Below are 18,103 nucleotides of genomic sequence, written 5' to 3'. Positions count from 1 at the left end.
ACAAAATTCAACATGCACGTAGCCCTTTACAGCCGCGGTTTTGTCAGGGAAGACCTGGAAGATATACAATTGTTGCTGGATGAACTGAAGCGCCAGGAGATCACACCGGTAGTATACGAGCCTTTTTACAGGGAGCTGCGGCCGCACGTGCAGCTGTCCGCCGACGCGGATACTTTCTCCCGCGCGGAAGACCTCGACGGCAGAATTGAGTTCCTGATCAGTCTGGGTGGAGACGGCACCCTGCTGGACACGGTGAGCTTCATCCGGGACAAGAACATTCCCGTGATGGGCGTGAACTTCGGGCGGCTGGGGTTCCTGGCCGGCATCGGTCGGGAAGAGATCCATCAGCTGGTGGATGCGCTCGTCAGCCGCAGCTACGTGGTGGATAGAAGAAGCCTCGTGCACCTGGACGCCAGCATCCCCCTGTTCGGCGACGTGCCCTACGCGCTCAACGAATTCACCATCCACAAAAAAGATACCTCCGCCATGGTAAAGATCCACACTTACCTGAACGGCGAATTTCTCAATACTTACTGGGCGGACGGGCTCATCGTGGCCACGCCCACCGGCTCTACCGGCTATTCGCTCAGCTGCGGCGGCCCCATCGTATTTCCGGATGCCGCCAGCTTCGTGATCACGCCCGTATCCCCGCACAACCTGAACGTGCGCCCCATCATTGTGCCGGACGACAACGTTATTTCCTTTGAAGTGGAAGGCCGCAGCGATCAGTTCCTCTGTACGCTCGACTCCCGCATGGAGGTGATCGACAACCGGGTGCAGCTGGCCGTGAAAAAGGAAGATTTTTCCGTGAGCCTGCTGCGGTTGAATGAAGGGAACTTCCTGCACACGCTGCGTAACAAGCTGTTATGGGGCATCGATACCCGCAATGCCGGCAGAAAGTAACTGCCATTACCCTTTTTCACCATACGAAAAAGCCTTATTTTGCGTTCTTACAGATGTTTATGCAGCATATTCATTTCAGGATTTTATGGATGATGACGGTCCTGCTGGCCGGTCCCCTTGCCCAAAAAGCCACCGCGCAGCAGGAAATGAGCTATATCGGCGAACTTGGCTTCACCGCTGGCGGCGCGCATTATTTCGGGGACATCAACACCACCACGGGGCTCCGGGCCGTAAAACCCACGGTGGGCATCTTTTACCGTAAATATTTCAATGATTATGTAGGCGCGCGGGCGCACTTCCGCTTCATGCAGCTGGGGTATTCCGACGTGTACAATACCAACGAATTCCAGCGCCGCCGCAACCTCAGCTTCAATTCCGATGTCTTCGAGCTGGCCCTGCAGGGGGATTTCAATTTCTTCCGCTTTGAGCCCGGCAGCTACGATTACCGCTTTTCCCCCTATCTCACCCTCGGCATTTCCGCATTCCATTTCAATCCATACGCTTACTACAACGGTAATAAATATTTCCTGCAGCCCATGCATACGGAGGGGCAGGGCACTTCGGCGTACCCGGACCGCAAGCCTTATTCCCTGTTTTCCTACGCCTGGCTGATGGGCGGAGGCATGAAATACAGCCTGAGCAGGCGGGTGAACCTGGGGCTGGAAGTGCTTTTCCGCTTCACGCAGACCGATTACCTGGACGATGTGAGCACCACCTATGCCGGTATCAGCGCCTTTCCCACCAAAGCGGACGGCAGCGCCACTCTGGCGGCCATCCTGCAGGACCGCTCCAATGTCACCGGCGCGCCCATCGGGGTGCAGGGCCGCCAGCGCGGGAACAGCCGGGATAAGGACCAGTTTGCCACCATCGAGCTGACCCTCGGCATCCTGTTCACCTCCTACCGCTGTAAATTCTAGGCCCGGCGCGCCTTGTAAGCCGCTGCCAGCAACCCTTCCCGTTAAAACTACGTTAAAACCACCTGATACCCTTTGCCGGAAAGGGCATAAAGTTATTTTTGTATCTTTGCACACTTTTAGTAAATCTGTTTTAACGCGCCTGAATAGTCATGAGTTTGAAGGATCAATTAGACCTGCAACGACTGCCCAGCCACATCGCTATTATCATGGACGGTAATGGACGGTGGGCCAAGGAAAGAGGGCAGGATCGGCTTTACGGGCATCATCAGGGAGTAGAAAGTGTGCGGGATATCGTGGAGGGTTGTGCCGAACTGGGCATTGGATACCTTACCTTATACGCATTTTCTACGGAGAACTGGGATCGGCCGGTGTACGAAGTGAACGGGATCATGGAGCTGCTGGTAACAACCATCCGCAAGGAGGTAAGTACACTCAATAAAAATAATATACGCCTGCACGTGATCGGTGATATGACCATGCTGCCTGAAAACTGCCTCCGGGAGCTGAAGGAAGCAATGGACATCACGGCTCCGAACACAGGGCTCAACCTCGTGATGGCGCTGAGCTACAGCGCGCGCTGGGAGATCTTGCAGGCCGCCCGCAACATCGCTAAAGATGCGCAGGCCGGCAAGCTGAACCCGGACGAAGTGACATCCGAAATATGGGAGAAATACCTATGCACCGCTGGTCTGCCTGACCCGGAACTGATGATCCGTACCAGCGGCGAACACCGTATAAGCAACTTCTTATTGTATCAACTGGCCTACGCGGAGCTTTACTTTACCAACACCCGCTGGCCTGATTTCCGCAAAGAGAACCTGTACGAAGCCATCTTGAATTATCAAACCAGAGAACGTCGATTCGGCAAAACAAGCGAACAAATACAGCAGAATGAAGAAATTGTTTCCTAAAAGCCTACTGGCCGTAGTTTTATGTTGCAGCGCGGGATTGACTGCGCGTGCCCAGCAAAGGGATACTGTTCCCGCCCCGGAAAACCGTCCGGCGGATATCAGCCCTTTCAGTATGGCCAGTCCGCAGCAGTATGAAATTGCCGACATTGCCGTTACCGGCACTGAATTCCTTGATAAGTCCCTGCTGCTGTCCCTTTCAGGTCTCGCTGTAGGAGACAAGGTGGTGCTCCCCGGCGACCATTTCGCCAAAGCCATCCAGAGCCTCTGGGGCCAGCGCCTGTTCTCCAATATCGCTATCTACATCACTAAAATAGAAGGACAGAAGATCTGGCTGGAAATTGAACTGGTGGAAAAACCCAGGATGTCCAGCTTCGCTTTCAAAGGCATCAAGAAAACGGAAGCCGACGAGCTGACCACCAAGGCCGCCCTGCGTAAAGGCAGCGTGGTGACCGAAGCCCTCGCCCAGAACACCGTTTCCGTGGCCCGCAAGTACTATGCGGAAAAAGGTTTCCGCAATGTGACCGTCCGCATGGAAGAAAAGAAAGATCCGCCACCCGCCATCAACTCCGCCACCGTTATCTTTCACGTCAACAAAGGCAACAAGGTGCGCACCAACGACATCCACATCGTTGGAAATGATGATATCCGCGACAAGGCCGTCAAGAAAAAAATGAAGGGCACCAAGGAAACCAGCCGTTTCACCCTTTATCCGGACAATGCCAACGCATGGCCAGACAGCACAGACTTCGCCGGTAACTACTGGAAAGACCTCGGCTGGCTGTCCGCCACCAAAACCCTCGAGGCCCTGGACCCTTACTTCCGCTTCAAACTCTTTTCCTCCGCCAAGTTCAACGACACCAAATACGAAGAAGACAAGGAAAAGATCATCGCCTTCTACAACTCCCGCGGCTTCAGGGACGCACAGATCGTAAAAGACACCACCTATCCCTCCCTCAAAGGCAATCTCAACATCGAGATGATGATCGAGGAAGGAAAAAAATATTACTTTGGTAACATCACCTGGAGAGGCAACACCGTATACAACGATACCATTCTTTCCAAGGTGCTCGGCATCAAGAAAGGCGATATCTACAACCTGGAACTGCTGAGCAAACGCCTCGGCAACCCTCCCGGCCCCGAAGGCGGCGACCTCGGCAGCCTCTACATGGATGACGGTTACCTGTTCTTCCAGGTAGACCCTGTGGAAATAGGCATCCGGGAAGACACGATCGATTACGAGATCCGCATACAGGAAGGCCCGCAGGCCACCATCAAGGATATCCGCATCGCCGGTAACGAAAAAACGAATGAGCACGTGATCCGCCGCGAGCTGCGTACCCTGCCCGGCGACAAGTTCAGCCGTCAGAACCTTATCCGTTCACAACGCGAAATATCACAGCTCGGCTTCTTCAACCCTGAAACCATCGGTATCAACCCCGTGCCCAATGTGGCGGACGGTACAGTGGATATCGACTATAAAGTGGAAGAAAGAGCGAACGACCAGCTCGAGCTTTCCGCGGGATGGGGCGGTTATATCGGCCTCACCGGTACGCTCGGCGTGACCTTCAACAACTTCTCCCTCCGTAATATTTTCCGGAAAGAAACCTGGGACCCGCTGCCCAGCGGCGACGGCCAGAAACTGAGCGTGCGTATCTCCTCCAACGGTAAAGCGTACCGCTCCTATAACTTCTCTTTCACCGAGCCCTGGCTCGGCGGCAAGAAAAGGAATCCGTTCTCCGTGAGCTTCTACAGCACTTACCAGAACCCGAACGCTTTCGCGGAATATTATAACCAGCCCGTCAGCAATCCCGGCGCGTACTTCCGCGTGCTCGGCGGCTCCGTATCACTCGGCAAGCAGCTGCGCTGGCCGGATGACTGGTTCTCGCTGATGTATTCCATCAACTATCAGCGCTACCAGCTGCGGGATTTCAACTACTTCGGCCTCGAAGGCTTTGATAACGGCGTATCCAACAACCTTAGCTTGCGCCTGACGCTCGCCCGCTCTTCCGTGGATCAGCAGATCTTCCCGCGCAGCGGCTCCAGCTTCATGCTGTTCGGACAATTTACACCTCCGTATTCCGTTTTCAACCCGGACCGTGATTACGCCAAGGAACCCATCAAGGACCAGTTCAAATTCATCGAATACCAGAAATACCGCATGAACGCGGAATGGTATGTTCCGTTGAGCCGTGCCCGTGGTGCGGACAACAAGCAGCTGGTACTGAAAGTGGCCGCCAAGTTCGGTTACGTGGGAAGATATAACGATCGTACCACGCTGTCGCCTTTCGGCCGCTTCGAGCTGGGTGGCGACGGTCTGAGCAACTTCGCGGTGTATGACCGTGATATCATCTCCCAGCGCGGTTACCCGGTATATTATACTTCGAACCCGAAGCTGAACCCGGAAAGCACCGCGCCGCCCGCCGGTTATTCAGGGTTCTCGATGTTCAATAAATATGTGGTGGAACTGCGCTATCCCTTCAGTCTTAACCCGAGCTCGACCATTTTCGGCCTGATGTTCATGGAAGCCGCCAACGGTTACCGCGACTTCAAGGAATATGATCCGTTCCGCCTGAGACGCTCTGTGGGCGTGGGTGCGCGCTTCTATCTGCCGATGTTCGGTCTCCTTGGTTTTGACTATGGCATAGGATTGGATAGGTTAAGGCCGGGGAATGGTATGAAGGACGCCGCTAAATTTACCTTCATGCTCGGCTTTGAACCGGAATAAAATATTTATTATATATTGCGTAGCCGCGTAATACTAAAAATTTTATCTCATGAAAAGATTTTTTATCACTGCCGCCCTTGTATTAGGAACTGTTTTCGGCGCCCTCGCGCAGCGGTATTGTGTGATAGACACGAAGTACATACTGGAAAGCATCCCCGACTACAAGGAAGCGCAGAAGAAGATCGACGCAATTGCAGAACAGTGGCAGAAAGAGATCGACGCGCAATTCCAGGAAGTAGACAAGATGTATAAATCTTACCAGGCAGAGTCCGTGATGCTGACGGACGCCCTCAAACGCAAGCGGGAAGATGAAATAATAGCGAAGGAAAAAGAAGCAAAAGACCTGCAGAAACAACGTTTCGGCTATGAAGGCGACCTGTTCAAAAAACGCGAGGAACTGGTGAAACCCATACAGGACAAGATCTACAATGCCGTGCAGAAGCTGGCCGCCAGCAGGATGTACGACTTTGTGCTGGACAAGTCCCAGGGCATCACCGTGATCTTCTCCGATCCGAAGCTGGACAAAAGCGAAGACATTCTCAAATCCCTCGGGGTGAAAAAATAACCCCCTAAATATTGGCCTATAACGTTTTAAATTTCTTTTAAACACAAGACAACATCATCATGAAGAAGTACGTAGTTATTGCACTTGTTGCATTCACCGGTTTATTCAGCGCAAAGGCAAGTGCACAATCCAAAATCGCACACATCAATGCCCAGGCACTGATCCAGGCTATGCCTGAAACAAAAAAAGCACAAACGGATATCGAAACTTTCGCACAGGGACTGGAGAAGGAAAGCAAGACCCTGATCGATGAATATAACAAGAAGATGCAGGAGTTCGATAAAGCTTCACAGGCTACTCCCGCCATGAGCGAAACAATGAAAGAAGTGAAAGTGAAAGAGATCCAGGAAGCACAGAAACGCATCCAGGACTACGAAACCATCGCCCGCGAGAAGATCCAGACCAAGCAGAACGAACTGCTGAAACCGGTATACGACAAAGCCCGCAAAGCGATCGAAGACGTAGCAAAGGAGAAGGGATATAATTATGTGATAGACAGCTCTGAAGGCTGGCTGCTCGTAACTCCCGCCGGCGACGACATCCTGGCCGCTGTGAAAACCAAGCTGGGTGTTCAATAAGAAAGGCAGAAAAAACATTATAGGAAGGCAGGCCGCGATGTGGCCTGCTTTTTTTATGCATTGATAATCCGCGGTTTACGCGCCATTTCCCGCATCCAGGCCGTTCCCGCCGCTTTTTTCAATTTTCATTTTTACTTTTAATATTTTTCCCTACCTTTGCCTTCCGTTTTAAACGGGGCAGATCATCGTCCGCCCGCTGAGAACGGGACAGGTATTACAAAAACGATGCGGCCGAGCTTGCGAAGCCCATCAGACAACAGCAAAATTAATATTAAAGATGAAACGTACTTTTCAACCGCATAACAGACGCAGAAAGAGCGTACACGGTTTCAGAAAGAGAATGGAAACTGCCAACGGCCGTAAAGTATTGGCATCCCGCAGAGCGAAAGGCAGAAAGAAACTGACCGTATCTGACGAACGCAAGCTGAAATAATCCGCAATAAACGCATATTGCCATAAAAACTTATTCTTTTAACAAGGAAGAGAAGTTAAAAAGCAGGAAAATGATTGAAACGCTTTTTCGGGACGGAAAAGCGTTTTCTGTTTTCCCCTACCGGGTGATCTATATGCCGGCCAGGCTCACAACCAACAAATACCCTGTTCAGGCCGGATTCAGCGTATCATCCCGCAAATTCCCCCGTGCCGTAGACCGTAACCGCATCAAACGCCTCGGCCGCGAATGCTACCGCCTGCAAAAACATCAGCTGTACGAAGCATTGCAGGCAGATCCCACACAACTCGCCGTGTTTTTTATCTATACCGATAAAAAAATCCCCGATTTCCCCACCCTCCGCGATAAATTTTCGGTAATTTTAAAGAGACTGGTCAAAGAAAATAAAATGCAAAAGAGTGTGGGTAAAGCATGAAGAAGTTAGCGGTAATATTAAGCTTCCCGTTTATTTTTCTGATCAAAATATATCAATGGTGCCTGAGCCCGTTCCTGGGAGCCAGCTGCCGTTTCACGCCCACCTGCTCTCAATATGGACTGGAAGCATTCAGAAAGCACGGGCTTTTCCGGGGTGGATGGCTCACCGTAAGGAGAATCCTGCGATGCCATCCCTGGGGCGGCCACGGCCATGATCCGGTGCCCTGACGGGTATTTTCAAACATTAAATCGTTAACATGCGCATATCCAAAAAGTTCGTACTGTTCTCGCTGCTGGGCCTCTGCCTGGTCTTCACCGCGTTCCGCAACAGCGACAAGTACTTCCTGATCGCCAAGAACCTGGATATTTTCGCCGCGTTCTACCGCGAGCTGAATACCTATTACGTGGAAGACCTCCCGCCCGAAAAGCTCATGCACAAAGGCATAGAGGCCATGCTGGAAGAAACGGACCCCTATACGGACTTCGTGCCGGAAGAGAACCTGGACGAGCTGCGTTTTATGGCCACCGGCAAATATGGCGGCGTAGGAGCTTCCATTTATACGGATGGCGACTGGACGGCCATCACAGACGTGTATGAAGGCAGCCCGATGTTCAAAGCCGGCGTGAAACCCGGCGATATCATCGTATCGCTGAACGGCAAAAACGCCAAAGGCATGCAGCAGGAGGATATCAGCAGCATCCTGAAAGGCAATCCCGGCACCACGCTCAACATGGTGTTAAGACACCCCATCACCGGCCAGGAAACGCCCCGCAAGATCATACGGGAAGACATCAACGTAAAACCCGTCAGCTTTGCCGGCATTATCCGGGAAGACATCGGCTATATCAAAATGACGCAATTCACGGAAAACAGCGGCCAGCTCGTGCAGGAAGCCTTCGAGGGCCTGAAGCGCAGCAACCCGGACCTGAAAGGCGTTGTGCTGGACCTCCGCGGCAACCCCGGCGGCCTCCTCGAAGAAGCCGTCACCCTGTCCAACATCTTCATCGACAAAAACCAGCTCATCGTAAGCACCAAAGGCAAAGTGAAAAGCTGGGACCGCGAATACAAGACCATGCAACCCGCGGTAGACATGAACATCCCGCTGGTAGTGCTCACCAGCCGCTCCTCCGCCTCCGCCTCCGAGATCGTGGCGGGCGCCGTGCAGGACCTGGACCGCGGACTGGTAGTGGGCCAGCGCTCCTATGGCAAGGGCCTGGTGCAGACCACGCGCCCGCTGCCCTATAACGCCAAGCTGAAAGTGACCACAGCACGGTATTACACGCCAAGCGGCCGCTGCATACAGGCCATCGACTATTCCACCCGTAATGAAGATGGTGAAGCGGACTACGTACCCGATTCCCTCCGCCGCTCCTTTACCACCGCGGGCGGCCGGCCCGTGAAAGACGGCGGCGGCATTGAGCCCGACGCCAAAGTGGAAAGCACCCTGCTCAGCCAGGTAGCCATCACCCTGCTCCGCAAACAGTACATCTTCGATTACGCCACCCGCTACTATTACGCGCATCCCACCGTGAAACCCGCCTCCGAATTCACTTTAACGGAAGCCGAGTTCGGGGATTTCGAGGAATTTCTCGAAGGGAAAGACTACAGCTACAAGACCCGCAGCGAAGAAGCCCTCGAAGGCTTCCGCAGCGTGGCGGAGCGCGAGAAGTACTACGACGGCCTCTCCAAAGAATTTGAAGCGCTGCAGGCCAAAATGAAGCACGACAAAAAACAGGACCTCCTGCGTAACAAGACCGAAATCAAACACCTGCTGGAAGAAGAGATCATGAACCGCTACTATCCGCAGCAGGGAAGGATCGAGAAAGGGCTTTCGTGGGACAGGGATGTGGATTCGGCCGTTGCGCTGCTGCACCAGCCCGAAAGATACCAGCAGCTGCTGGGGAAAAAGAACTAAACAACGCCCGATATCATCGAAATAACAATTTATCCGTGTTTTACTTTGCACGGTTAAATTGTTTTTCGTTTTTTTATACCTGCTATCTTTAATTGTTTTGTACTATAAAAGCAAACAACATGACAGAAAATTCAAAAGGTAACTCACGCCGCGGCTTTATTACCAAACTGGCCAAAGGAGTAGTGGGTGCGTCCTTGCTTCCCAACATTATTACAGCAGCAGACCGGAAAAGAAGCCTCGAGCAGCTTCGCCGTCAGAAAGACCACTATAGCGCGAACGACCAGATCCAGATCGCACTGATCGGTGCCGGCGGCATGGGCACCGCCGATGCTTCCACCGCCATCCAGGTGCCCGGCGTAAAGCTGGTGGCCGCCTGCGACCTGTACGATGGCCGTCTCGCAGACGCCAAAAAGAAATGGGGCAGCGACATTTATACCACACGTGATTACAAGGAAATTCTGGAAAGAAAGGATGTGGATGCGGTGATCATCGCCACGCCGGACAGCTGGCACAAGGATATCTCCGTAGCCGCCATGAATAAAGGCAAAAGCGTGTACTGCGAAAAACCGATGGTGCACGATATCACCGAAGGCGCTGCCGTTGTGGACGCGCAGAACCGGAACAAAGGCGTTGTATTTGAAGTAGGCAGCCAGGGCGTTAGCTCCCTCGGCAACGAGAAAGCCCGCGAACTGCTGAAAGACGGCGCCATCGGGCAGCTGAACTATGCGGAAGGCTTCTGGGCGCGTATGTCGCCATTCGGCGCATGGCAATACCCGATCCCGGCGGACGCTTCTCCCGCTACCGTAGGATGGGACGCCTTCCTTGCCAACAATAAAAAACGCCCCTTCGATCCGCTGCGTTTCTTCCGCTGGAGGAACTACCGGGATTACGGTACCGGCGTTTCCGGCGACCTGTTCGTACACCTGTTCTCCAGCCTTCACCTCGTGACAGGCTCTATCGGTCCGGACAAGATCATGGCCACCGGCGGCCTGCGCTACTGGAAAGACGGCCGCGAAGTGCCGGACGTGATGCTCGGCATGTTCGATTATCCCGAAACGAACATCCATCCCGCCTTCAACCTGTCCCTCCGCGTGAATTTCGTGGACGGCACCGGCGGCACCAACTACCTGCGCATGGTAGGCAGCGAAGGTTCCATGACCGTAGAGTGGGACAAAGTAACCCTCTACCGCAACAAGGCTTACGCCGCTACCGACGATCCCCTGTTGCAGACCAAACAGCAGAAAGATAACGGCAAGCAATACGTGTACGAGCGGAAAGACATGCTGCCGCCGGACAAGCTGGAATATGTGGCGGAAGAAGGATATAAAGGCGCGCATTTCGATCACTTCTACAACCTTTTCAACGCCATGCGCACGAAAGGCAAAGTGAATGAAGACGCCCTGTTCGGTTTCCGTGCCGCCGCGCCCGCCCTGCTTTGCAACGACAGCTATTTCCAGAACAAGATCATGTACTGGGACCCGAAAAATCTGAAAACCGTAAACAAATAAACGATCCATCTTATGAAACGAATATTGTTCCCCGCGGCATGCGCCCTCACAATAGCGGTAACATCCTGCAACAACGCAGGCAAACAAACTTCTGAAGCGGATACTGCCATCGGCAGTGAAAATAAAGCAGCTATGGAACCAGCAGCCAACACGCTCACCGAAGCGGAAAAAACAGCAGGATGGAAACTCCTGTTCAACGGCAGCAACCTCGACGGCTGGCGCATCTTTAAAGGAAAGGAATCCAACACCTGGGGCGTGGTGGACGGTACGCTGCACTGCACCGGCAGCAGCACCGATAAAAGCGATATGCGCGGCGACCTGATCACCAACGACCAGTATGAGAATTTCGAGCTGGAAGCGGACTGGAAGATCGCGCCGCAGGGCAACAGCGGTATCCTTTACCTGGTTACCGAAGAGTTCGAAGCGTCTTACATGAGCGGCCCCGAATACCAGCTGATAGACGATGAGAACTTCCCCGAGAAGCTGGAAGACTGGCAGAAATCAGGCGCCAACTACGCTATGAACCCGCCGTCCAAACTCGCGGCAAAGCCCGTTGGCGAATGGAACCATACAAAGATCGTGGTGAACAAAGGCCATGTGGAACACTGGCTGAACGGCGAAAAAGTGGTGGATACCGAAATGTGGACGGACGAATGGCAGAAGAACAAAACCACCGGTAAATGGAAAGATTACAAAGGGTATGGCGTGGCAAAGAAAGGCCATATCTGCGTGCAGGACCATGGCAGTGAGATCTGGTTCAAGAATTTCAAGATCAGGGAACTGTAGTAGCAGTTTGACCGATAAAAAAAGGTAAGCCACATCGGCTTACCTTTTTTATTGGAATGTTTTACGGACTAGAAACGTTTGCTGACAGCGTCCCAGTTCACTACGTTCCAGAAAGCCGCCAGGTACTCGGGCCTGCGGTTCTGGTATTTCAGGTAGTACGCATGTTCCCACACGTCCACGCCCAGGATGGGTTTGCCTTTCACTTCCGCAACGTCCATCAGGGGATTGTCCTGGTTAGGCGTGGAAGTGATTTCCAGCTTGCCGTCTTTTTCGATCAGCCATGCCCAGCCCGAACCAAAGCGGGTTGCGCCTGCTGCGTTGAATTTTTCCTTGAATGCATCAAAAGAGCCGAAAGCGCTGTTGATCGCATCGGCCAGTTTGCCGGTGGGCGCGCCGCCTGCATTGGGAGCGAGGCTTTCCCAGAAGAAGCTGTGATTCCAGTGGCCGCCGCCGTTGTTCCTGACTGCGGGGCTGATGCTGCCGGCTTTCGCCACCAGCTCTTCCAGTGATTTATTTTCGTTCTCGGTGCCAGCGATAGCCTTGTTCAGGTTGTCTACATAAGCCTGGTGATGCTTGCCGTGATGGATTTCCATCGTTTGCTTGTCGAAATGCGGCTCCAGCGCATCGCTCGCGTACGGCAAAGCAGGAAGTGTAAATGCCATAATCCAATTTTTTTATGGGTTAAAGAATTGACTTTTTCTTTGGATGTCAAAAATACTGCCTAATGAGGGAATTGTCAAACCTTTATGAAAACCTTTTCCAGGAAGGGGTTCGCATGTTAACGCCGTTTGGATATATTGGTAATTCTTTTATATTTACATAAAGGTGTTATAACGGATAGTCAGCATTTAATTATATTCGTATAGTATTCATCGTTAGTTTTCACTATTGTTTGTTTAAAACAAATATATGCAGGACATGGGCACAGAACCACGCGATTCTCTGGATGCGCTGATATCGGAGAATGCGCAATTGCGGAGCCGGCTTGAACATCTGGAGGCAATCGTACATCAAATGCCAGCCATGCTGTATACGTCCAACAACTCCAAAAAAGCTGTCAATTGGTGTAACCGGCAGTTATCGGAAACAATTGGCTATTCACTGGAAGAGATACTTTCACTCGGCACAGACTTCTTTAAAGCCATCACCCATCCGGATGATGCGCCTATCCTTGATATTTCACAGCAGTCCTTCAAAGACAAAAAAAGCATGTTCGGCGGCCTGCTCCGCGTTCGCAAGCGCGGGCAAAGCGAATGGGTATGGCTGGTGGGCCTGGGCATGCCTTTTACGTTCGACCGCGAAGGAAATGTGGAAGATGTGATCTGCGTATTCCTGGATTTTTCTTACGCCATTGATACCGGCAGCCAGATCAGCGAAGCGCTGCGGGAGCTGCTGCGCCGCCGTAATGAGGATGTGCTGAACAAGCTCACCGCGAGGGAAAAAGATATTTTCATGCTTGCCGCGCGCGGCCACAATAACAAGGAGATCGCCGAAAAACTGAACCTCAGCAGATATACCATCGAAACCCACCGGAAGAATATCCGCCTCAAATTAAAGGTGCGCAATACACCTGAACTGGTCGCCCTGGCCAGGCAGATCGGGGTACAGTGAAAATTCAGCAAACAAATTAGCAACTTCGATCAGATTAACAATTTTCACTATTGATAATCAGTTTACATATTTCCAATTTTAATTTATAACGGCTAGGGGCGCACATCTCAGGGGTATTTTGGGAGCGGGAAAAATACCCAAGCTTGGGTATTTTCCGGCGAGTCAAACTCCACTAATTTAGTAGCCTGAATTAGACACGGAGTTCATTTGGATAGTTTTTGAGGTAATACTTATCACTATGATAACCGAAGAAAAGGCTTATGATATACTGGCTTTGGATCAATCCGCCACGTCCGAAGAAATAGTGGCCAGGTATCAGGCATTAAAAGATCAATATAAAAAAATCAAGGAAGAAACGGTGGACCTGAAGACCCAGCTTGCCTATCAGTTAAAGCAGATTGAGCTGGATGATGTGTTCATCTATCTCCGGCGATGCCAGAAAATATAACGACAACGTTCATTCGTTGTTTGTTGCCCTATAAACGCCACGTTTTTTTCCGGTCTTGCATCCATCATTTGGAAACCCGTTTTACTGCCCGGCCCCCGGTGAAGCCACGCTTCACCCGGACTGCACTATTTTCTCTTCCCGGAGAAAAAACCTTTTACCAGCTGAAGGCTCTCCTCCCCGCAAAGCCCGGTTTCCACCTTTGTTTTCGGATGAAAGGGAGATTTGTCGCCTGTCACCCGCCGGTAGCCGTTCTTTTCATCGGGCGCGGCATATACGATACGCCCGATCTTGCTCCAGTACAACGCGCCGGCGCACATCACGCAGGGCTCCAGCGTCACGTACAGCGTAGCGTCCATCAGGTATTTGCTGCCGAGGTAGTTGAAAGCCGCTGTCAGCGCGATCATTTCCGCATGCGCGGTGCAGTCCGTCAGCATTTCCACCTGGTTGAAGCCCCGCCCGATGATCTGCCCGTCCATGACCACCACCGCGCCAATGGGCACCTCGTCTTTTTCCAGCGCCTTGCGCGCCTCCTGCAGCGCCTGCCGCATGAAATGTTCGTCGTTCATCATGTTCATCATTCCACCATCTTTATAAATTCATCTTCCGATAATATCTTCACCGTGTTGATCTTCTTCGCTTTTTCCAGCTTGCTGCCCGCATCTTCTCCCACCACCAGGTAATTGAGCTTGCTGCTCACCCCGCTCACGATCTTGCCGCCATGCTCTTCCACCAGCGCTTCCGCATCGCTGCGCTTCAGCTTGTGCAGCGTGCCGGTGAACAGGAACGTTTGCCCGCTCAGCGTGCCCTCGGCAGACAGCGCTCCTTTGGTGCTGTGAAGGTTTAGTCCCAGTGTTTCCAGCCTTTGCAGCATCTCCACGTTATCCGCGTTGCTGAAGAACTGTTTCACAGACCCGGCCACCTTCGGCCCGATGTCTTCCAGCGCCAGCAGCTGCTCTTCTGAAAAGCCCGCCAGGTCCGGCAGATACTGCACCGCATGCGCGAGCGTTTTGGCGGTGGTTTCGCCCACGTATCTTATGCCGAGCCCGAATATCAGGCGGTGCAGCGGTTGCGTTCTGGACTTCTCGATCGCGGATTGCAGGTTGCTGATGGATTTCGGGCCGAACCCTTCCAGTTTCCCGATAGCCTCGAAATCGAGGGTGTAAATGCCGGGCACATCCTGCAGCAGCCCGAGGGAGTAGAACTTGCGCACATTGCTTTCGCCGAGGCTGCGGATGTCCATCGCGTCCTTGCTCACGAAATGGATCATCCTTTCCACCACCTGCGCTTCGCAGTTGATGTTCACGCAGCGCCACACGCTTTCGCCTTCCGGCTTGAAAAGGGGATCGCTGCAAACGGGGCAGGTCTTCGGGAAAACGATATCCTTTTCGCTGCCGTCCCGCAGGTCCGCCATGGATTTTACGATGTAGGGGATCACGTCGCCCGCTCTTTCCACCAACACGGTATCCCCGATCTTCAGGTCTTTTTCCTTTATCACATCTTCGTTGAAAAGACTGATGGAGCCTACGGTTACGCCACCGATGGGCACAGGGTCTATTTTCGCCACCGGCGTGATGGAACCGGTGCGCCCCACCTGGAACTCCACGGCGCGCAGCTTGCTGGTGCCCTGGCGGGCCTTGAATTTGTAGGCGATGGCCCAGCGCGGATGATGCGTGGTCATGCCCATTTTGTCCTGCAGATCATAGCTGTTCACTTTGATCACCATGCCATCTATTTCATAAGGCAGGTCATCGCGACGGGCTTCAAATTCAAGACAGTAATCGATCACGGCCTGTATACCGCGCACTACTTTCATTTCTTTGGCCGGGCTGCGGAAGCCCAGTTGGGACAGCATTTCCAGGGTAGCGCTGTGCGACTGGATGGCGGGCGGCTCCGGTATATCGTCTATCATCGTGTGATAGCTCATATTATAGAGAAAGGCTTCCAGTCCGCGTTTGGCCACTTCATTCGGGTCTACGATGCGCAGTGAGCCGGATGCCGCATTGCGCGGATTCGCCAGGGGCGGCAGGTTTTCCGCCGTGCGTTGTTCATTCAGCTTTTTAAAGGTATTCTTGTTGATGAGCACTTCGCCGCGCAGTTCTATCTGTTGTACGCCGTATGCGGAAAAGCCCGCGGTCAGCGGAATGGAGCGGATCTGCCGGATGTTCACGGTCACCTCGTCGCCCTGAACGCCGTCACCGCGCGTGGCGCCGCGCACGAGGCGGTCGTCTTCATATATAAGCGAAATGCTGGCGCCGTCGAATTTCGGTTCGATGCAATACTCGATCTCGGGGAGCCCGCTGACCTCGCGGGCCTTCCGGTCCCAGTCCAGCAGATCGTCCGCATTGTAAGAGTTTTCCAGGCTCAGCATGGGCACGAGGTGCTGCACCGTGGGGAACACTTTCGTGAGCCCCTGCGCTACGCGCTGCGTGGGGGAATCCGGCGTTACCAGCTCAGGGTTTTCCTTTTCCAGCTCCTTGAGCCAGGCAAACAGCTTGTCGTATTCCGCATCGCTGAGGATGGGATCGTCCTGTATATAATACCGCCAGTCGCTGTGCCGGATCACCTGCCGCAGTGAATCGATCGTGTCGGCCGCAGGCTGCTTCGGGGGGGTAGATAGTAATGTTTTACCCAGGCGGGCCAGCTTGATTTCTGTTTCCTTCGTGTACATCATAAATTGCTATGTGAGATCGCTGCCGTAAATTTAGTCTTTCCTTCAACGCAAGTATATGAAACGCTCCTGTAAATTGAAATATCTGCTCCCGTCCTTCGCTTTCATACTGCTCATCAGCTGCGTCCGGCCGCCGAAAGCGGACCTGATCATTCATCACGCGAAGATCTATACGGCCGATTCCGCTTTTACCGTGGTGGAGGCCATGGCCGTGCGGGACGGTATTGTCATTGCCACAGGCACCAGCGAATTTATATTGAAAAAGTTCCGGGCCGATTCCGTCACCGATGCCAAAGGCGCGATCATATACCCCGGCTTTAATGACGCCCATGCCCATTTCTGGGGATATGCCATGTCTTTTTTGAAAGTGGACCTCACCGGAACCGCCAGCTGGAACGAAGTACTGGAGCGAACGAAAGCATTCGCAGCGGAGCACGAGAGCGGATGGATCGTGGGCGGGGGATGGGATCAGAACGACTGGCCGGATAAATCATTCCCGGACAGGGCGCAACTGGACAGCCTGTTCCCGCATACGCCGGTATTGCTGGAACGGGTGGACGGTCATGCCGCTATCGCCAATGGCGCCGCGCTGGCGGCGGCTGGCCTGCAGGCAGGACAAACGCTTGCCGGCGGCACCATCGAAACGCGCAATGGCAGATTGACAGGCATACTGATCGATAATGCGGTAGACCTTGCCGCCGCAAAAGTGCCGCAGCCCTCCGGCGCGGAAACAGAAGCCGCGCTGATGGAAGCGCAGGAGAACTGCCTGGCCGCGGGCATCACCAGCATCACGGATTGCGGGCTGGACCTGCAGCAGGTGCAGTTCCTGGACCGGCTGTACCAGGAAGGGAAGCTGCGCCTGCGGCTGAACATCATGCTGAGCGACAGCCGGGAGAACATCGATTACCTCGTGAAGCGCGGGCCGGTGGTGAAAGAACGTTACCAGGTGCGGGGCATCAAGTTTTATGGCGATGGCGCGCTCGGTTCACGCGGGGCCTGCCTTTTACACGATTACGCGGACAGGCCGGGATGGAAAGGCTTTATGCTGAAAGATGCGCAGTACTTCGCGGAGCAGGCGGCCATCCTCGCGAAAACCGAAATACAGATGTGCACCCACGCTATCGGGGATTCTGCCAACCGCGCCATACTTCGTATATACGCTGCCGTGCTGAACGGGAAGAATGACAAACGCTGGCGGATAGAACATGCGCAGGTGGTGGATTCCACGGATTTCGGGTTTTTCGGGGAGAACAACATCGTGCCGTCCGTGCAGCCCACGCATGCCACGTCAGACATGTACTGGGCGAAAGACCGGCTCGGCGGGCAGCGCCTCCGGTATGCCTACGCTTACCGGCAGCTGTTAAAGCAGAATGGCTGGATGCCTTTGGGAACGGACTTCCCGGTGGAACACATCGATCCGCTTCGTACTTTTTATGCGGCGGTGGCGAGGAAAGATACCAGTGGTTACCCGGCCGGGGGATTTCAGCCGGAAAACGCGCTCGGCAGGGAAGAAACCCTGCGCGGCATGACCATCTGGCCCGCCCGCGCATCCTTTGAAGAAAAGATCAAAGGCAGCCTGGAGCCGGGGAAGGCCGCGGATTTCATTATGACGGACCGCGACCTGATGCAGGTTCCCGAAGAACAGATATTGCAAACAAAAGTGCTGGGGACATTTATTTCCGGCGCAAGGTTATGATTAGCA

At 53.4% G+C, this 18,103-nt stretch carries 18 protein-coding genes; 15 read left to right on the top strand and 3 right to left on the bottom strand.

Features of this window, described 5'->3' with window-relative positions; genetic code table 11:
• Nucleotides 1–12: 12 nt before the first annotated feature.
• The 12 genes from CCY01nite_RS05480 to CCY01nite_RS05425 all read left to right on the top strand — a co-directional run bounded on the left by CCY01nite_RS05480 (nucleotide 13) and on the right by CCY01nite_RS05425 (nucleotide 11,674).
• Nucleotides 13–903: an NAD kinase gene (locus CCY01nite_RS05480; RefSeq protein ID WP_146858554.1), complete on the top strand. Its 891-nt coding sequence runs from the start codon at nucleotides 13–15 to the stop codon at nucleotides 901–903.
• 59 nt (nucleotides 904–962) lie between these two features.
• Nucleotides 963–1,820 carry a type IX secretion system protein PorG gene (gene porG, locus CCY01nite_RS05475; protein WP_246129855.1) on the top strand — a complete coding sequence of 286 codons (858 nt, stop codon included), beginning with the start codon at nucleotides 963–965 and terminating at the stop codon, nucleotides 1,818–1,820.
• 149 nt (nucleotides 1,821–1,969) lie between these two features.
• Nucleotides 1,970–2,731, top strand: coding sequence for an undecaprenyl pyrophosphate synthase (uppS, locus tag CCY01nite_RS05470; protein WP_146858550.1), 762 nt, complete (start codon nucleotides 1,970–1,972; stop codon nucleotides 2,729–2,731).
• Nucleotides 2,712–5,456: a BamA/OMP85 family outer membrane protein gene (locus CCY01nite_RS05465; RefSeq protein ID WP_146858548.1), complete on the top strand. Its 2,745-nt coding sequence runs from the start codon at nucleotides 2,712–2,714 to the stop codon at nucleotides 5,454–5,456. The genes uppS and CCY01nite_RS05465 overlap by 20 nt, the downstream gene beginning before the upstream one ends.
• A gap of 49 nt (nucleotides 5,457–5,505) precedes the next feature.
• Complete coding sequence (locus CCY01nite_RS05460) at nucleotides 5,506–6,021, top strand: OmpH/Skp family outer membrane protein (RefSeq protein WP_146858546.1); 516 nt, start codon at nucleotides 5,506–5,508, stop codon at nucleotides 6,019–6,021.
• Between the two features lie 59 nt (nucleotides 6,022–6,080).
• Entirely contained in the window at nucleotides 6,081–6,599 is a 519-nt protein-coding gene (locus CCY01nite_RS05455; RefSeq protein WP_146858544.1) for an OmpH/Skp family outer membrane protein, read from the top strand.
• Between the two features lie 277 nt (nucleotides 6,600–6,876).
• Nucleotides 6,877–7,032, top strand: a complete 156-nt coding sequence (gene rpmH / locus CCY01nite_RS05450) for a 50S ribosomal protein L34 (protein WP_012788729.1) — start codon at nucleotides 6,877–6,879, stop codon at nucleotides 7,030–7,032.
• Nucleotides 7,033–7,048: 16 nt separating this feature from the next.
• Nucleotides 7,049–7,465: a ribonuclease P protein component gene (locus tag CCY01nite_RS05445; RefSeq protein ID WP_307726080.1), complete on the top strand. Its 417-nt coding sequence runs from the start codon at nucleotides 7,049–7,051 to the stop codon at nucleotides 7,463–7,465.
• A complete protein-coding gene (yidD, locus tag CCY01nite_RS05440; RefSeq protein ID WP_146858540.1) occupies nucleotides 7,462–7,692 on the top strand; it encodes a membrane protein insertion efficiency factor YidD in 231 nt (76 codons plus the stop codon). Before CCY01nite_RS05445 ends, yidD begins: the two co-directional genes overlap by 4 nt.
• A 29-nt stretch (nucleotides 7,693–7,721) precedes the next feature.
• Nucleotides 7,722–9,380 (top strand): S41 family peptidase, encoded by a 1,659-nt coding sequence (locus CCY01nite_RS05435; RefSeq protein ID WP_146858538.1) that lies wholly within the window; start codon nucleotides 7,722–7,724, stop codon nucleotides 9,378–9,380.
• A gap of 119 nt (nucleotides 9,381–9,499) precedes the next feature.
• Entirely contained in the window at nucleotides 9,500–10,888 is a 1,389-nt protein-coding gene (locus CCY01nite_RS05430) for a Gfo/Idh/MocA family protein (protein ID WP_146858536.1), read from the top strand.
• A 12-nt stretch (nucleotides 10,889–10,900) separates the two neighbouring features.
• Nucleotides 10,901–11,674 carry a 3-keto-disaccharide hydrolase gene (locus CCY01nite_RS05425; RefSeq protein WP_146858534.1) on the top strand — a complete coding sequence of 258 codons (774 nt, stop codon included), beginning with the start codon at nucleotides 10,901–10,903 and terminating at the stop codon, nucleotides 11,672–11,674.
• Nucleotides 11,675–11,742: 68 nt separating this feature from the next.
• Here CCY01nite_RS05425 and CCY01nite_RS05420 read toward each other — a convergent pair whose 3' ends face one another.
• Nucleotides 11,743–12,336 (bottom strand): superoxide dismutase, encoded by a 594-nt coding sequence (locus tag CCY01nite_RS05420; protein WP_146858532.1) that lies wholly within the window; start codon nucleotides 12,334–12,336, stop codon nucleotides 11,743–11,745.
• A gap of 256 nt (nucleotides 12,337–12,592) precedes the next feature.
• On the opposite strand from CCY01nite_RS05420, the gene CCY01nite_RS05415 reads away from it, so the two are divergent.
• Both CCY01nite_RS05415 and CCY01nite_RS05410 read left to right on the top strand, forming a co-directional pair.
• Nucleotides 12,593–13,285 (top strand): LuxR C-terminal-related transcriptional regulator, encoded by a 693-nt coding sequence (locus tag CCY01nite_RS05415; protein ID WP_186830920.1) that lies wholly within the window; start codon nucleotides 12,593–12,595, stop codon nucleotides 13,283–13,285.
• A 238-nt stretch (nucleotides 13,286–13,523) separates the two neighbouring features.
• A complete protein-coding gene (locus tag CCY01nite_RS05410) occupies nucleotides 13,524–13,733 on the top strand; it encodes a hypothetical protein (RefSeq protein ID WP_146858528.1) in 210 nt (69 codons plus the stop codon).
• Nucleotides 13,734–13,858: 125 nt separating this feature from the next.
• Here CCY01nite_RS05410 and CCY01nite_RS05405 read toward each other — a convergent pair whose 3' ends face one another.
• Together CCY01nite_RS05405 and ligA are read right to left on the bottom strand one after the other, a co-directional pair.
• The gene (locus CCY01nite_RS05405) at nucleotides 13,859–14,311 is read right to left on the bottom strand and encodes a nucleoside deaminase (RefSeq protein ID WP_146858526.1); all 453 of its coding nucleotides are present in this window, start codon (nucleotides 14,309–14,311) and stop codon (nucleotides 13,859–13,861) included.
• A complete protein-coding gene (ligA, locus tag CCY01nite_RS05400; RefSeq protein ID WP_246129854.1) occupies nucleotides 14,308–16,404 on the bottom strand; it encodes an NAD-dependent DNA ligase LigA in 2,097 nt (698 codons plus the stop codon). Before ligA ends, CCY01nite_RS05405 begins: the two co-directional genes overlap by 4 nt.
• Nucleotides 16,405–16,459: 55 nt before the next feature.
• On the opposite strand from ligA, the gene CCY01nite_RS05395 reads away from it, so the two are divergent.
• Nucleotides 16,460–18,097, top strand: a complete 1,638-nt coding sequence (locus tag CCY01nite_RS05395) for an amidohydrolase (RefSeq protein ID WP_146858524.1) — start codon at nucleotides 16,460–16,462, stop codon at nucleotides 18,095–18,097.
• Nucleotides 18,098–18,103: the final 6 nt, after the last annotated feature.

It is taken from the genome of Chitinophaga cymbidii (assembly GCF_007992715.1).
GTDB lineage: Bacteria > Bacteroidota > Bacteroidia > Chitinophagales > Chitinophagaceae > Chitinophaga > Chitinophaga cymbidii.
This window is presented reverse-complemented; position numbering and strand designations above follow the sequence as displayed.

Bases quoted from the DNA above. Each gene is read 5' to 3' on its own strand.
- ligA (WP_246129854.1), bottom strand. From the start codon at position 16,404: ATGATGTACACGAAGGAAACAGAAATCAAGCTGGCCCGCCTGGGTAAA.
- CCY01nite_RS05420 (WP_146858532.1), bottom strand. From the start codon at position 12,336: ATGGCATTTACACTTCCTGCTTTGCCGTACGCGAGCGATGCGCTGGAG.
- rpmH (WP_012788729.1), top strand. From the start codon at position 6,877: ATGAAACGTACTTTTCAACCGCATAACAGACGCAGAAAGAGCGTACAC.
- CCY01nite_RS05455 (WP_146858544.1), top strand. From the start codon at position 6,081: ATGAAGAAGTACGTAGTTATTGCACTTGTTGCATTCACCGGTTTATTC.
- CCY01nite_RS05410 (WP_146858528.1), top strand. From the start codon at position 13,524: ATGATAACCGAAGAAAAGGCTTATGATATACTGGCTTTGGATCAATCC.
- CCY01nite_RS05435 (WP_146858538.1), top strand. From the start codon at position 7,722: ATGCGCATATCCAAAAAGTTCGTACTGTTCTCGCTGCTGGGCCTCTGC.
- CCY01nite_RS05465 (WP_146858548.1), top strand. From the start codon at position 2,712: ATGAAGAAATTGTTTCCTAAAAGCCTACTGGCCGTAGTTTTATGTTGC.
- uppS (WP_146858550.1), top strand. From the start codon at position 1,970: ATGAGTTTGAAGGATCAATTAGACCTGCAACGACTGCCCAGCCACATC.
- CCY01nite_RS05425 (WP_146858534.1), top strand. From the start codon at position 10,901: ATGAAACGAATATTGTTCCCCGCGGCATGCGCCCTCACAATAGCGGTA.
- CCY01nite_RS05415 (WP_186830920.1), top strand. From the start codon at position 12,593: ATGGGCACAGAACCACGCGATTCTCTGGATGCGCTGATATCGGAGAAT.
- porG (WP_246129855.1), top strand. From the start codon at position 963: ATGCAGCATATTCATTTCAGGATTTTATGGATGATGACGGTCCTGCTG.
- CCY01nite_RS05405 (WP_146858526.1), bottom strand. From the start codon at position 14,311: ATGATGAACATGATGAACGACGAACATTTCATGCGGCAGGCGCTGCAG.
- yidD (WP_146858540.1), top strand. From the start codon at position 7,462: ATGAAGAAGTTAGCGGTAATATTAAGCTTCCCGTTTATTTTTCTGATC.
- CCY01nite_RS05395 (WP_146858524.1), top strand. From the start codon at position 16,460: ATGAAACGCTCCTGTAAATTGAAATATCTGCTCCCGTCCTTCGCTTTC.
- CCY01nite_RS05460 (WP_146858546.1), top strand. From the start codon at position 5,506: ATGAAAAGATTTTTTATCACTGCCGCCCTTGTATTAGGAACTGTTTTC.
- CCY01nite_RS05480 (WP_146858554.1), top strand. From the start codon at position 13: ATGCACGTAGCCCTTTACAGCCGCGGTTTTGTCAGGGAAGACCTGGAA.
- CCY01nite_RS05430 (WP_146858536.1), top strand. From the start codon at position 9,500: ATGACAGAAAATTCAAAAGGTAACTCACGCCGCGGCTTTATTACCAAA.